This window comes from Xanthomonas sp. A1809, from assembly GCF_017746015.1.
In the GTDB taxonomy this organism is placed as follows: domain Bacteria; phylum Pseudomonadota; class Gammaproteobacteria; order Xanthomonadales; family Xanthomonadaceae; genus Xanthomonas; species Xanthomonas euvesicatoria.
This window is the reverse complement of the sequence record NZ_JAGHWZ010000004.1, coordinates 21,230-34,492: the sequence shown is the minus strand read 5'-3', so window position 1 is coordinate 34,492 and position 13,263 is coordinate 21,230. Positions and strand designations below refer to the sequence as shown.

The 13,263-nt window shown below is 67.1% G+C and carries 12 protein-coding genes and 1 pseudogene; 7 read left to right on the top strand and 6 right to left on the bottom strand.

The annotated features are described in order from the left end of the window. Window positions 1-73 precede the first annotated feature (73 nt). On the bottom strand, window positions 74-625 hold the full coding sequence (locus J7396_RS04045) for a VUT family protein (protein WP_029818530.1): 552 nt from the start codon (window positions 623-625) through the stop codon (window positions 74-76). 781 nt (window positions 626-1,406) lie between these two features. Here J7396_RS04045 and J7396_RS04040 point away from each other — a divergent pair. Continuing rightward, window positions 1,407-3,368, top strand: coding sequence for a S53 family peptidase (locus J7396_RS04040; protein ID WP_029818531.1), 1,962 nt, complete (start codon window positions 1,407-1,409; stop codon window positions 3,366-3,368). Window positions 3,369-3,476: 108 nt separating this feature from the next. Here the strand turns inward: J7396_RS04040 and J7396_RS04035 are convergent, their stop codons facing one another. Genes J7396_RS04035 through J7396_RS04025 form a run of 3 tightly spaced genes read right to left on the bottom strand, consistent with a single transcriptional unit; the run spans window position 3,477 to window position 5,842 of the window. Further along, complete coding sequence (locus J7396_RS04035; RefSeq protein WP_122273349.1) at window positions 3,477-3,986, bottom strand: hypothetical protein; 510 nt, start codon at window positions 3,984-3,986, stop codon at window positions 3,477-3,479. Beyond that, the gene (locus J7396_RS04030; RefSeq protein WP_209261031.1) at window positions 3,983-4,852 is read right to left on the bottom strand and encodes a DUF2145 domain-containing protein; all 870 of its coding nucleotides are present in this window, start codon (window positions 4,850-4,852) and stop codon (window positions 3,983-3,985) included. Before J7396_RS04030 ends, J7396_RS04035 begins: the two co-directional genes overlap by 4 nt. Before the next feature lie 42 nt (window positions 4,853-4,894). Then, window positions 4,895-5,842 carry an ELM1/GtrOC1 family putative glycosyltransferase gene (locus tag J7396_RS04025; protein WP_209261030.1) on the bottom strand — a complete coding sequence of 316 codons (948 nt, stop codon included), beginning with the start codon at window positions 5,840-5,842 and terminating at the stop codon, window positions 4,895-4,897. A 133-nt stretch (window positions 5,843-5,975) separates the two neighbouring features. Between J7396_RS04025 and J7396_RS04020 the strand changes: the two genes are divergently transcribed. The 4 genes and pseudogenes from J7396_RS04020 to J7396_RS04005 all read left to right on the top strand — a co-directional run bounded on the left by J7396_RS04020 (window position 5,976) and on the right by J7396_RS04005 (window position 9,365). Continuing rightward, entirely contained in the window at window positions 5,976-6,566 is a 591-nt protein-coding gene (locus J7396_RS04020) for a malonic semialdehyde reductase (RefSeq protein ID WP_008571724.1), read from the top strand. Window positions 6,567-6,797: 231 nt separating this feature from the next. Continuing rightward, window positions 6,798-7,541: a YceI family protein gene (locus tag J7396_RS04015; protein ID WP_005920166.1), complete on the top strand. Its 744-nt coding sequence runs from the start codon at window positions 6,798-6,800 to the stop codon at window positions 7,539-7,541. A 127-nt stretch (window positions 7,542-7,668) separates the two neighbouring features. Continuing rightward, window positions 7,669-7,909 (top strand): annotated as a pseudogene (locus J7396_RS04010) (hypothetical protein). 184 nt (window positions 7,910-8,093) lie between these two features. Continuing rightward, window positions 8,094-9,365 carry a histidine-type phosphatase gene (locus J7396_RS04005; protein ID WP_209261029.1) on the top strand — a complete coding sequence of 424 codons (1,272 nt, stop codon included), beginning with the start codon at window positions 8,094-8,096 and terminating at the stop codon, window positions 9,363-9,365. 82 nt (window positions 9,366-9,447) lie between these two features. Here J7396_RS04005 and J7396_RS04000 read toward each other — a convergent pair whose 3' ends face one another. Both J7396_RS04000 and J7396_RS03995 read right to left on the bottom strand, forming a co-directional pair. Beyond that, a complete protein-coding gene (locus J7396_RS04000; protein WP_209261028.1) occupies window positions 9,448-10,242 on the bottom strand; it encodes a siderophore-interacting protein in 795 nt (264 codons plus the stop codon). Between the two features lie 310 nt (window positions 10,243-10,552). After that, a complete protein-coding gene (locus J7396_RS03995) occupies window positions 10,553-11,089 on the bottom strand; it encodes a PadR family transcriptional regulator (RefSeq protein WP_209261027.1) in 537 nt (178 codons plus the stop codon). A gap of 188 nt (window positions 11,090-11,277) precedes the next feature. On the opposite strand from J7396_RS03995, the gene mdcA reads away from it, so the two are divergent. Beyond that, window positions 11,278-12,924, top strand: a complete 1,647-nt coding sequence (gene mdcA / locus J7396_RS03990) for a malonate decarboxylase subunit alpha (RefSeq protein ID WP_071118551.1) — start codon at window positions 11,278-11,280, stop codon at window positions 12,922-12,924. Between the two features lie 9 nt (window positions 12,925-12,933). Further along, window positions 12,934-13,251 carry a malonate decarboxylase acyl carrier protein gene (gene mdcC / locus J7396_RS03985; RefSeq protein WP_008577475.1) on the top strand — a complete coding sequence of 106 codons (318 nt, stop codon included), beginning with the start codon at window positions 12,934-12,936 and terminating at the stop codon, window positions 13,249-13,251. Window positions 13,252-13,263: the final 12 nt, after the last annotated feature.

The following is a 13,263-nucleotide window of genomic DNA, read 5'->3' as shown; positions in this document are numbered from 1 at the left end:
AGCTGCGGCAAACGGCGGCAACGGTGCCTGGCTGCCCTGGCGGGAAGCCACGCATCCATGCGCGTCATGCGTTCTACCGACGCGGCGCACTCCGCCACAGCAGGGCGCGAAACGGGCCGAGCAGGAACACGCCCATGCCCAGTTTTACCGCCAGATCGCCTGCGGCCCAGCTGACCCACGGCAGGCTCGCGCCGGCAAACGCAATGCTCCAGAAGATGGTGGTATCCAGGGTGGCGCTGCAGGTGGTAGCCACGATCGGCGCGCGCCACCAGCTGCCGTCGCGCAGGCGGTCGAACACGCTGATGTCCAGCAATTGCGCGGCGATGAAAGCGCTGCACGAGGCCACCGCGATGCGGGGCGTCGCCAGCCAGATCGACAGCAGCACCGCCAGCGCGAACCCGCACCAGGCAACGTGGCGCGCAGCGCGTGGACCGAAGCGGCGGTTGATCAGGTTGCTGACCAGAAACGCCAGCGGGTAGGAGAACGCACCCCAGGTCAGCCAGTCGTTGATCGGGTATTGCACCAGGATGTTGGACAGCAGGACCACCGCGCCCATTGCCAACACCGCCCGGATCAATGCACGGGAGGTGAGCGGGGCAAAGGCAGGTGGCGAGGCAGGACGCATGGCGACACGGTTGATTGGGCGCGCAATTATCGCTTCGACGGCAGGGCTGGACCAGCGCAGCGATGCGCGCCCCGACCACGGCGCCGCTGCGCGAAGACCCCTTCCCGTATCGCGCAGGCGCCTGGCGCCGGACCGTGCCTGTATCGTCGGCGGCGACGACCGAGCGCGTGCGCACATCGCGGCCGCAATACAAAAGCGCGTGCGTTCGTGGCGGCGGCGGCGCTCGGCAGCATCGTCGGCATGCGATGTGCAGAGCGGGGCAAGCCTGCGCCCCGACATCGGGTCGTCATCGGTGACGCGTGCACATGACGCCTGACCGGCGGCATCGGCAGCACGCGGTGATCGCAAAGCAGGCGGCAGCCTCGACGCAGGAACTGCGGTGATGAGCGGGCGCAGGTGCGCGCAATGGGCGCTTGCATGTACTCGCGGCAACGGCGCGCACCTTGAGGCAGCCACGCGCGGCGAGCTGGCACGCAGCGGCACCTGCTGCCGCAGGCGCGCGCACCTCGCTGATGGCGACACAACCTCGCCCGCTGGCATTTCAGCGGTAGACATCGCACGTATCGTCCCGGCTCCCGACCCGCCGTCTGAGTGATGGCAACCCTTGCAAGCCGCGCGACCTGCCGATGCCGATGGAGATAGCCGCCGAATGTGCAGTGTCGCGATGGTGCACCGGCAGCGCTCGGCCTTGCCGTGGTCTGTGTCAGCGGCCAGCCGCGTGGATCGCGGCCCGCGCGGCCATCGATCGCAGCCGGCATCTGTGTCCTGTTTCCGTGTCGACATGATCGCGCCGGTGGTCGCGAGCGGTCGTGCACGTCCCTGCGATGCCATTCGGCCTCGCTCACTGCTGTGCCCCCTGGAGAGATCCATGCTTACTCGCATCCGCTGTCGGCCGCTGCTGGCTGCCGTGCTGTCCGCTTCGCTGTTGGCCTTCGGTAGCGCCAACGCTGCCACCACCGTCCCCGATGCCCGGATTGACGCGATCACGGCCAGCTTGCGCACAGCGCCCGTGTCCTTCGACGTGCATCTGCCACCACGCGACCAAGTGGCCCTGAACGCCCTGCTGGCCGACATCCAGGACCCGCTGTCGCCGCAGTACCACAAGTGGCTGTCGGCGGCCGAATTCCAGCGGCGTTTTGGTCCGGCGCCTGCGCAGCTCGCGCAGGTACGCGCCGCCCTGCAGGCCGCGCATATGACCGTGGTGCAGCAGGGGCCAACCCTGCATGTCAGCGCGAATGCCGACAGCGTGGAGCGGTTGTTTGCCGCGCCGCTGGTGGCTGATCTGAACGCCGGCCAGCAGGTACGCCTGGCGGCTGCCGCTCCGCTGCAGCTGCCGGCCGCGCTGCGTGCCAACGGTGTCACCGTCACCGGCCTGAGCCGCGGGCTGCCGGCGGCGCGCATGGACTCGCGCATGCTGGCGGGCGCGCCCGGCAACCGCACCGGTGATGGCACCACCAGCTATTGGTACAACGATCTCAAGCAGGCCTACGGCTATCCGTCCTACCAGACGATGATCGGTGCGCCAGGCAAGCAACAGCGGCTCGACGGTAGCGGCAGCACGATCGCCGTCCTGATCGGCAGCGACGTGCTGGATACGGACATTGCCGCGATGTTCGACCACGAGCGCTTCAGCCGCTATGCCGGCAACCATGCCAACCCGACACTGTATGCACGCCGCTATGTGGCCGGGGCCAAGCCCGGGGTGCAGGACGGCAATCGCGCTGCGGTGCGCGAGGCAACGCTCGATGTGGACATGGCACTCGGCGGCGCACCGGGCGCGCACGTGCTGCTGTACGTGATCCCCGATCTGTCCATCGATTCCATCCTGGCCGGCTACCGGCAGATCGTGCAGGACAATGAGGCGGACGTGGTCAGCTCCTCGTTCGGGTTCTGCGAACAGATCTTCACCGCGGCCTATAACGGCAAGGACGCCACTTCCATCCTTGGCCTGTTCGATTCGGTCTTCAAGCAAGGCAATGCGCAGGGCATCAGCTTCGTCGCCTCCAGCGGCGACAATGCCGGCCTGGATTGCCCGGACACGCAATACCTGGTGGAAGGCAAGAACGGCCGGTACGTCCCCAGCGTGCATTGGCCCGCCGCCGATGCGCATGTCACCGCGGTCGGTGGCGGCAACCTGCTCACTGCCTACAAGAAGGGCAGCCTGGATTCGAGCTACCTCAGCGAAAGCGCGTTTGCCGACCCGTTGCAGGCCGAGGACCCGTATGGCGTCGGCGCGCTGCTCAGCGGCGGCTACTGGGGTGCCGGTGGCGGCGTCAGCACGCTGTTCCAGCGTCCGGCATATCAGCTGCGCGCGCTGGGCGGCACGCGCACCTCGATGCGCGCATTGCCCGATGTCGGCATGTTGGTCGGCGGCTGCCCGGGAATCGCCGTGCATCCCTGTCAGCAGGGCACAAGCTCGGTGTCCATCTACGTGGCCGGTGCCATCACCAAGGTGATCGGCACCAGCGTGGCGGCGCCGGAGTTCGCCAGCGTGGCCGCGTTGCTGGTGCAGAAGCAGGGCCGGCAGGGCAATCTCAACGATTACCTGTATCGCCTGGCCGCCAACGGCCCGCAGGCCTATCACCGCGGCATTCCCGGCAACAACGGGGTCGTCGGCAACGACGTGCCGATCGCCGGCAAGTACAACTACACCACCGGCTTGGGAACCCCGGTCGTGCGGCTGATGATCGGCGCGCTGGATGCGGCGCCTGCCGGCATTCCGCGTTCTCCCAGCAATCCGTAAACGCAGCGCGGTTGGAGGCATCGGCGTCGTGGCAACGCCGCCGATGCAACGACGATCGCGCTGCGGTCGATCAGAGGTGGCCCCTGCCTGCGGCGCAGGGCGTGCACGTCACCAGGTCTGGCTGCTGCCGTATGCGGCGGCCGCTTCTGTCGGTACGAACGCCAACGCCTGGCCTTGTTCCGCATGCACGGTCCAGCCGCTGCCTGCGGGGCTGGGTTGGAACGTCACCATTTCGCCGACGTGGAAGCCTGCGACGGGGTCGTCCTGGCGTGCCTGCCATTGCAGCACTGCGGTGTTCTCGGCATGTTGCGGGTCCTGCAGGCGCACTTGGCGTGCACCCGCAGGCAGGGTGTCGACGGCTTGCACGCGCATTGGCGGCAGCTTGCCCGCGCGTGCCTCGCGACGTGATTCGGCCACTGCATTAGATACAGCAACGGGTGCGGAAAACACAGAGCCCGCCGCACCGGACGCGATCAGCACTGGCATGGCGAGCGACAGCGCCGAATAGAACTCGGATTTTTCGCCGGGTGTGGTCGCTTCACCGGCGTGTGCGCAGGGCAATGTCAAGGCGGCGAACAGGCATGCGCTGGCAGCGAGAAAAGAGCGGGCGTGCATCATGGTGTTTCTCCAGGAGTAGGGGCGGCGCGTGCAATCGACAGTTCCTTGTCCACCGCGTCGCGCTGATGCAGGAAGTCGAATACCGATTCGACCGTGACCACCGAATAGTTACCGGACACACGTTCGCTCACAGGATGCTCGGTGACCGCCGCATTGGCGGCGACAAAGCGCGCGCCGATGCGCTGGCTCAGGTCCAGATGCAGAGTGCTGGGGTGATAGCGCGCGGTGCGCAGCCATGCCTGTGCATCACGGCGGTTGGCAATCGCGACCGCCGGTTGCGCGTCGGCCGCCAGCGCGACGGCCAGCACTTCCAGCACCCATTGGTTGGAGTTTTGATAGTCGGTGGAAAACGGATACGCCACGATGCTGTAACGCGTTTCATGCAGGCGGTGCGCAAGATCGCCACTGCCAGTCAATCGCGCGTACAGACGTTGCTGCAGTGCCTGGGTGGGAATGCCCACGCGCAGATCGCTGCTCAACGCGCTTTCGCCGATGAAGTTGCTCAGGCCTTCCTGGTAAAGCTGTGACGCATCGCTCTTGCAGCGATTGAGCAGGTGGCGCACCCGCCAGCCGCCATCATCGTCGCGCACGGCAAATGCCAGGTGGCTATGTTTCAGGCCGTAGCGGCTTAGATCCTGGCCGCCGCGCGCCAGCAGCATCACCTTGGCATCGGGCAACGCATCCAGCGCCTGCGCGGTGGAGGTGGCCATGTCGAACATCGCGGCCGCGGCGTGCGGCGTGGGATAACGCGGCACGCAACGCGGTGTTGTTGCGGTGGCCGCCAGCGGTAATGCGGCCAGTACCAGCAGCGCAATTGCCTTGCGCCGGGTTTGCCGCATCCATCGCGCGTGGATCGTCCCTGTCATGCACATCGTCCTTGTCTCGCTGGCCCGCTGGCGGGCGTTGGGTTATGGCAGCAGGCGCGCGCGTACCTGCATGGCGATGCGCTCGGTTTCGCGCACAGGAACGATATCGACAGCGCTGGCGAGAACTTCATCGACTAAGTGCAAGCGCTGGCGTTGCCGCAACGCTTGCAAATAGGTGTCAACGCGCCCACGTGCCTGCTCGCCGAACGCGGCAGCGACCGGTACGCGGGTGGCACAGGCTTCGGAGAGCAGATTGACCGAATCGGCGCTGGCCACGATGGCATCGGCCCAGCCGAGCAGTCCAGCGTAGGGGTTCGGCCCATCGCGCTCATCGCACCACAGCAGATGCGGCAGGCCGGCGCAGGCCGCGCGCAACGCAGCGAGTGCATCGCCCGGTGTGCGGCGCGAGGTGGTCGCCAGCAGGCTGCCGCCCAGCGCGCGCAGTTGGGCGCTCACGCGCGTGCACAACGCCGCCAGCGCCTGTGGCGTCCACGGCACCTGGGCGGTGGGGCCACCGACCAGCAGCGCCAGCCGCGGGCCCGGCAAGCCGCCTAGGGCGGGGAAGGCGGCCCGCCCGGCCGCCAGCCATGCATCGTCCACCGGGTGCAGGCTGCCGAGCAGGGTGAGCACGTTGCTGCCGCGCAGTGCATCGTGCTCGGGCACCACCAACAGGTCCCAGTGCCGCGGGTCCAGCCGCGGATCCAGGATCTGCACGCTGCGGCTGCCGTGGGCACGCAGCAACCGGGTGGCCAGCGCCGCCTGCCTGCCGCAGCCGATGGCCAGCGCCGGGGGCTGCTGCAGTTGCCGGGCAAATGCCGCGCCAAACGCCTGCCGTGCGCCGGGGAGCCGCCGCGGCGCCGCCCAACGCCACGGCGCGTTGGTCTGCAGGTGCAGTGGCTGGTAGGCAGCGGGGTGCAATGCACGCGCCAGCGCCTCGGCCTGGCGCGCATTGCCGGCACGGCCGTCGCTCAGTGCCCAGGTCAGCCCCATCGTTTCAGATCCGACATAGATTTGTTTCAGATTGAACGCGTGTGGCGGCAATCGCGCCACTCTACACTGCGGGTCTTCACACTGGCGCCGACGCCGCAGCCTACCGTCGCACCACCCCTCCCCTGGAGTGCTCATGTCCGACTCGCTCAATGCCGCCGCACTGGATCAGCTGTTCCGCACCGCCCGCACGCAAAATGCGTTTGCCGACACGCCGGTCAGCCACGAGGTGCTGCGTGAGCTGTATGAGCTGGTGAAGTGGGGGCCCACCGCGGCCAATAGCGGCCCGGCGCGCTTTGTATTCGTGACCAGCGCCGAAGGCAAGGCCAAGCTCAAGCCGGCGCTGTCGGAGGGCAATGCCGCCAAGACCCTGGCCGCGCCGGTGACGGTGATCGTGGCGCACGACGAAGACTTCCACGAGAAGCTGCCGTACCTGTTCCCGCATGCCGACGCCAAGAGCTGGTTCGACGGCCCGCGCGAGGGCCGCACCGAATCGGCGTTCCGCAATGGCTCGCTGCAGGGCGCCTACCTGATCCTGGCCGCGCGTGCGCTGGGACTGGACGCCGGCCCGATGTCCGGCTTCGACAACGCCAAGGTGGATGCGGCGTTCTTTGCCGGCACGCCGATCAAGTCCAACTTCCTGGTCAACCTTGGCTATGGCGACCCGGCCGGGCTGTTCCCGCGTTCGCCACGCCTGAGCTTCGACGAAGCGGCGCGCTTCGAGTAAGGCGATGCATGCGTGCCGGCTGCCGCGCAGCGCCGTGGACGGCGCGCGTCGGCCCGGCACACCGCGTGTGCCTGCCGCGTCAAGCGACGCAGTTGGCCGTTCGCCTGATGATCGCTTGATCTGGCTCGCCGTGTCGACGTACATGGTGCCTTGCGTTTCCTGCAGTCCTCGTCCGTCTGCATCTGTCCCACCCGCGTTGATCCGACGCGTCTCTCATCCCATGGAGTTCCAATGAAGACCACCCACAAGCTGTTGCTGCCGCTCGCCCTGACCCTGGCCATTGCCGCCTGCTCCAAGCCGGCCGAGAACACTGCCGCTCCGGCCGCCGAAACCCCGGCGGCGGCCACCGCACCGGCCGACGCCGCTGCTGCGCCGGCACCTGCACCGGCGGCTGCCGCCTCGACCGCCCCGGCCGTGGAAGTGGCGTCGGGCACCTACACCCTGGACCCGTCGCACACCGACGTGCTGGCGCAGTGGAGCCATTTCGGTTTCTCCAACCCGAGCGCGCACTTCGGCAATGTCGACGGCACCCTGGTGTACGACGCGGCCGACGTGACCAAGTCCACCGTGCAGGTCACCCTGCCGCTGTCCGGCTTGAACAGCTTCACCGCCAAGTTCGACGAACACCTCAAGAGCGGTGATTTCTTCGACGCGGCCAAGTTCCCGACCGCCACCTTCAAGAGCACCAAGGTGGAAGCGGCCGGCACCAACAAGCTGACCGTCACCGGCGACCTGACCATCAAGGGTCAGACCAAGCCGGTCGTGCTGGACGTCACCCTCAACGGTGCCGGCGAGCACCCGATGAAGAAGGTGCCGGCCGCCGGTTTCGACGCCACCACCACCATCAAGCGCAGCGATTTCGGCCTGGGCCAGTACGCCCCGAACGTCAGCGACGAAGTGAAGATCCGCATCACCACCGAAGCCCTGCAGGCCAAGGCGGGCGATGCTGCGGCGAAGGATGCCGCTGCCAAGTAAGCGGTCTGGCTGCTGTCCAGGCAAAGGCCCGCTTCGGCGGGCCTTTGTCGTTGAGGGTAACGGCCAAGTGAGATGCCGTCGGGCGTGGTCACGTCATGTTGGGGCGGCCTGCGTGCCGGGGCGAATCCTGGGAAACACCGCCGCTCACGGCATCGCCGGCAGCGTGGACTGCGTTGACCGTGGCATCGGCAAACAGGTGGCCGCCGCGACGTTTGGCAAACCTGGCGCCGCTGCACTGTCTCGACAGATCGCGCCATCGCCATCGCCGCGAATCAACGGCCGGGCGCAACGCGCGGCAACGGAGTTGCGGCTGTCATCCACGCGTCATCCGGTCCACGCAGGCTGGGCGCATTTTTCTGGAGCGGTGATGTCTGTCGTGCGCTTGGGTAGATTGTTGCCGCTGTTCCGGCAAGGGCAGCCATTGCGCCACCGCGATGTCCGGCCTCGCGGCACGCGCACCGTTGGCGCGCGTTCCACCCATGCACCGCGGTATGCCGGTCAGCCTGGACGCGGGAGAGTGCTCGCGTTGTCGGCAACGTTATGAGGCAAGCCATGCACAATCGCTCTTTTGCCGGAACGATGCGGCACGCACTGCTCGGTCTGGCGCTCTGCCTGCCGATGGCAAAACCGGTCGTGGCAAAAGAGACCGCCGCTGCAACCGCGCACCTGCGCCTGACCATCGTGCTGGTGCGGCATGGCATCCGTGCACCGACCCAGCCCGGCAGCGAGCTGGATCGCTACAGCGCGCAGCCATGGCCGCACTGGCCGGTGGCCACGGGCCAGCTGACGCCGCACGGACGAGCCGGCATGCAGGCGCTGGGCGCACGTTATCGCGCGTTATTCGCGCCGCCGCTCGGACTGGCGGCCAGTGGCTGCGCGGGCACCGAACAGATCGTCACCATCGCCGACAGTACCGCCCGCAACCACGCCAGCGCGCAGGCGCTGCTGCAGGGCATGGCGCCGGGCTGCGCAGTGCACTACCAGGCCCTGCCGGAGGGCGAGCGCACTGTATTGTTCGATGGCGGCAAGGCGCCCACGCCGCCGGTGCGGCTGGAAGCTGAGACGCGCGCGCAGCTGGCGCACTTGCAGGCGGTGTTGAGTGCCTGCCAGCACGGACGCTGCGCCACGCCGCCGCCTACCCGCCTGCTCTACGAGCCGGCCACGCGCGACGGCTCGCCGGCCGCGGCCAGCACCCTGAAGCTGGCCGGCGGACTGGCCGAGAACCTGATGCTGGAAGACATCGAAGGCTTCGATGCGGCGCAGCTGGGCTGGGGCCGTGTGGATCGCGCCGCAGTGGCGCAATTGATTGCCCTGCACAACACCTCGTTCGCCCAGAGCAAGCGTCCGTTGCCGGTTGCCACGGCGGCGGCATCCAACCTGCTCGCGCATCTTCTGGCCACCGTGCAGGCCGCGGCCGGGCAGACGCCGTCGGTGGCGGCATTGGCGCCGCCTTCCACGCGGCTGCTGGTGCTGGTGGGACACGACACTACCTTGGCCACGCTTGGTGGATTGCTCGGCGTGCAGTGGCATCGCAGCGATCGCCCCGACGACTATCCGCCCGGCGGTGCGCTGGTGCTGGATGTGTTCGAAGGCGACGGCATGCCGTTGCTGCGCGTGCGGACCTTGATGCCCAGCCTGGCGGCGTTGCGCAGCGGGCGCTTCGACGGCGATGCGCTGGCCTCGTCCACACTGGTATTGCCCGGTTGCCACGGTCAGGCCTTGTGTCCATTGCCGGTTGCGTTGGCCTGGCTGCGCACGCGCATCGATCCGACGCAGGTGCAAGTGGCGTTGCCGGCCATGCAGTCCTGGCCGGCGTCACCGTAGCGCATGTCATGCGCGGCGAGTGCGCAAGAAGCGGCTTAGTGACGCGTTGAGAGCCGACGCGCCTTGCGTGCACGCAGGGCAATCACTCCTCGCCGTGCTCGCCGCGCGCCTTCCAATAGCCTTTTGCGCGCACCGAATCCTTGTCCACGCCCAGGTGGTCTTCGAGGAATTTGCGCATGGCGCGCGCGCGCATCGATTCGGCGCCGATCCAGTAGAACGTGTCGCCATCCTCTGGCTCGTAGTCGCGCAGGCTGTCTTCCAGCAGGGTGCTGCTGGCGGCATCGAAGCCATTGCGCTCCAGCCAGTTCACCCGCACCTCGGCCGCGCTGAGCAGCTCCTGCCGCTCGGCGGCATCGGCGATCTCGATGAATACCTGCGCGTGCATGTCGGCGGGCATCGCTTCGAGCCAGCGGCCGATCGCCGGCAGCGCGGTTTCGTCGCCGATCAACACGTAGTGGTCGTAGTCATCGGCAACCAGGAACGAGCCGCGCGGGCCGCCCAGTTTCAGTGGGTCGCCGGGCTGTGCGCGCGCGGCCCAACTGGACGCCACGCCCTCCCCGTGCAACACGAAGTCGATGCTCAACTCGCCGCTCTGCGGATCGAAATCGCGCGGCGTGTAGTCGCGCGCCGGCGAAGGCAGCGCGCCTTCTTCGTAGCGCGGGCCTTCCGGCGTCATGGTCGGCAGGACGAAGGCGCCGTCGGCGTTGGGAAAGAACAGTTTGACGTGATCGTCCGGCGCATCGCTTTGAAAGCCGGCCAGGTCGCTGCCGCCGAACACGATACGGCGCATATGCGGGGTGATCGCTTCGCAACGCAGCACCTGCACGGAACGCAGGCGTGGGTCGCGACGGAGTTGGGTATTGGTGTGTGCAGCCATGGGATGCAATTCCTGGAGTGCCGCACGGATGCGCGGCGGTGCGGGGGAAGAGGGAGCGTTACGAAATCAATGCGTGATCAGTCAATAACGTGGTGAGTGGCGATCGGCCATGCTGGTGTGCTGTCATCCAGCGCAATGGCGTGGTCTTCAGCCCTGCAGGAGAAGTGCCCGCAGGGGCAGATGAGGGGAGGTGTGAAGCTGCATGCAATTGCATCGCTTCACCTCGAAACGGGGCAGCGGGGGCGTTGTATCGCCCTACGCGGTTCGCAGATCGCTGTCGGGCCGAGCCCAGGCGTTACCGCACACCCGCTCAGTCGTCGTCGCGCTCCATGCCGTCGGCGGCGGCGTTGAGTAATGCAGCAATTCGCGCGGTTTCTGTCTCGCTCCATTGCCCATGGCGCGCGAACAAGCCATGTTTGATGCGATGAATCGCCTCGCGAATCGGGGCCGGCGTTTGCGACTTGATCAGCTCACGCGCGCGCCGATGGGTGCGGGCCAGTGCGGCATCGAGCGCATCGCGTTGCTGTGCAACGTAGTCGCTGCCAGCGGCAGTGACCTGATAGCGCTTGCGGCCGGCATCCAGATCGGTGTGCACCCAGCCGGCGGCCTCCAGTTGCGCCAGCGCCGGATAAATCGCCCCGGCGCTGGGCGTGTACAGCCCTTTGAAGAGGGCGGCGATCTGCCGCATCAGCTCATAGCCATGGCACGGGCGCTCGGCAATCAGCGCCAGCAGCAGCAGGCGCAGATCGCCATGCTCCAGCGGGCGCACGCGTGCGCCCGCACCGCGCGCGCGGGCAGGTGCCGCATCGAGATCGGCCGTTGGGCTGACGGGAGGGCGCTGTTTCATTCGATATATCGAAGCATGGAGAAACGATATATCGAAGTGCGCTGATGCGCAAGCGCTGCGGCTTGCAGGCGGCTGACGCCTGCCTGGTGACGAACGCCGATGCTGCAACGCGTCTAGACACTCGTGAAGTTCATAATTACGATGTAATTACTTTGACATTACGGGCTCGACCCCGGCGAGGCAGAGGCATGAGTCGACAGTGGGACACCCAGGCCGAAAGCCGGCGTCAGCGTCTGCAGCGGGCCGCCGCGCTGGCGCCGCAGGGTCGCGTGGTGGCTGCCGAGGATGTCGTGGCGTTGCTGGAAGCGGTCATCGAGCCCGGTGACCGTGTGTGCCTGGAGGGCAACAACCAGAAGCAGGCCGATTTCCTGGCGCGGTGCCTTACCGAGGTGGATCCGGCGCGCGTGCATGACCTGCACATGGTGCAATCGGTGTTGTCGCTTGCCGCGCATCTGGACGTATTCGAACGCGGCATCGCCAAGCGCCTGGATTTTTCGTTCTCCGGCCCGCAGGCCGCGCGCCTGGCCGGGCTAGTGAGCGAAGGTCGCATCGAGATCGGCGCCATCCACACCTATCTGGAATTGTTCGGCCGCTACTTCATCGACCTGACCCCGCGCATCGCATTGGTCACCGCGCAGGCGGCCGATCGTCACGGCAATCTCTATACCGGCCCGAATACCGAAGACACGCCGGTGATCGTGGAGGCCACCGCGTTCAAGGGCGGCATCGTGATTGCGCAGGTCAACGAAATTTTAGACACCCTGCCGCGCGTGGATATTCCCGCCGATTGGGTGGATTTCGTGACCCAGGCGCCCAAGCCCAATTACATCGAACCGTTGTTCACCCGCGACCCGGCGCAGATTTCCGAGATCCAGGTGTTGATGGCGATGATGGCCATCAAGGGCATCTATGCCGAATACGGTGTGGACCGGCTCAATCACGGCATCGGTTTCGACACCGCCGCGATCGAACTGTTGCTGCCCACCTACGCCCAATCGCTGGGGCTGAAGGGCAAGATCTGCCGCCATTGGGCGCTCAATCCGCATCCGGCGCTGATCCCGGCCATCGAATCGGGCTTCGTGCAATCGGTGCATTCGTTCGGCTCCGAGCTGGGCATGGAAAACTACATCGCCGCGCGTCCGGATATCTTCTTTACCGGCGCCGACGGCAGCATGCGCTCCAACCGCGCGCTGTCGCAGACCGCCGGGCTGTATGCCTGCGACATGTTCATCGGCTCCACCTTGCAGATCGATCTGCAGGGCAACAGCTCCACCGCCACGCGTGACCGCATCGCCGGCTTCGGCGGCGCGCCCAACATGGGCTCGGATGCGCGCGGTCGCCGGCATGCCAGTGCTGCCTGGCTCAAGGCCGGGCGCGAAGCGGCAACGCCGGGCGAGATGCCGCGCGGGCGCAAGCTGGTGGTGCAGATGGTGGAGACCTTCCGCGAACACATGGCGCCGGCATTCGTCGACAGACTCGACGCCTGGGAACTGGCCGAGCGCGCCAACATGCCGCTGCCGCCGGTGATGATCTACGGCGACGATGTCAGCCACGTATTGACCGAAGAAGGCATCGCCAACCTGCTGTTGTGTCGCACGCCGGAAGAACGCGAACAGGCAATCCGCGGCGTGTCCGGCTATACCGCGGTGGGCCTGGGGCGCGACAAGCGCATGGTCGAAAACCTGCGCGACCGCGGCGTCATCAAGCGGCCGGACGATTTGGGTATTCGCCCGCGCGATGCCACGCGCGACCTGCTTGCAGCGCGCACGGTCAAGGACCTGGTGCGCTGGTCCGGCGGCCTGTACGACCCGCCGAAACGTTTTCGCAATTGGTAAGGGCACAGCATGGAAACCCTGCGATATCGCTTTGATGGACAGCGCGGTGCACGCGCCGGGCTGGAACACGCGCTGGTCGGTGTCGTGGCCTCCGGCAATCTGGAAGTGCTGGTCGAGCGCGTGCCGCTCGAGGGCGCCATGGAGATCGAGATCCTCACCGCCGCACGCGGCTTTGGCGCAATCTGGCAGGCAGTGCTGGACGATTTCGCTGCACGCCATCCACTGCGCGATGTACGCATCAGCATCAACGACGTGGGCGCCACGCCGGCGGTGGTGAGCCTGCGCCTGGAACAAGCGCTGGAAGTGCTGCAGGGAGCTGACGCATGAGCCGCCCGCTCC

Excerpts from the sequence above, each read along its gene's own strand:
- J7396_RS04045 (WP_029818530.1), bottom strand. The coding sequence starts at position 625 with ATGCGTCCTGCCTCGCCACCTGCCTTTGCCCCGCTCACCTCCCGTGCA.
- J7396_RS04040 (WP_029818531.1), top strand. The coding sequence starts at position 1,407 with ATGATCGCGCCGGTGGTCGCGAGCGGTCGTGCACGTCCCTGCGATGCC.
- J7396_RS04035 (WP_122273349.1), bottom strand. The coding sequence starts at position 3,986 with ATGATGCACGCCCGCTCTTTTCTCGCTGCCAGCGCATGCCTGTTCGCC.
- J7396_RS04030 (WP_209261031.1), bottom strand. The coding sequence starts at position 4,852 with ATGACAGGGACGATCCACGCGCGATGGATGCGGCAAACCCGGCGCAAG.
- J7396_RS04025 (WP_209261030.1), bottom strand. The coding sequence starts at position 5,842 with ATGGGGCTGACCTGGGCACTGAGCGACGGCCGTGCCGGCAATGCGCGC.
- J7396_RS04020 (WP_008571724.1), top strand. The coding sequence starts at position 5,976 with ATGTCCGACTCGCTCAATGCCGCCGCACTGGATCAGCTGTTCCGCACC.
- J7396_RS04015 (WP_005920166.1), top strand. The coding sequence starts at position 6,798 with ATGAAGACCACCCACAAGCTGTTGCTGCCGCTCGCCCTGACCCTGGCC.
- J7396_RS04005 (WP_209261029.1), top strand. The coding sequence starts at position 8,094 with ATGCACAATCGCTCTTTTGCCGGAACGATGCGGCACGCACTGCTCGGT.
- J7396_RS04000 (WP_209261028.1), bottom strand. The coding sequence starts at position 10,242 with ATGGCTGCACACACCAATACCCAACTCCGTCGCGACCCACGCCTGCGT.
- J7396_RS03995 (WP_209261027.1), bottom strand. The coding sequence starts at position 11,089 with ATGAAACAGCGCCCTCCCGTCAGCCCAACGGCCGATCTCGATGCGGCA.
- mdcA (WP_071118551.1), top strand. The coding sequence starts at position 11,278 with ATGAGTCGACAGTGGGACACCCAGGCCGAAAGCCGGCGTCAGCGTCTG.
- mdcC (WP_008577475.1), top strand. The coding sequence starts at position 12,934 with ATGGAAACCCTGCGATATCGCTTTGATGGACAGCGCGGTGCACGCGCC.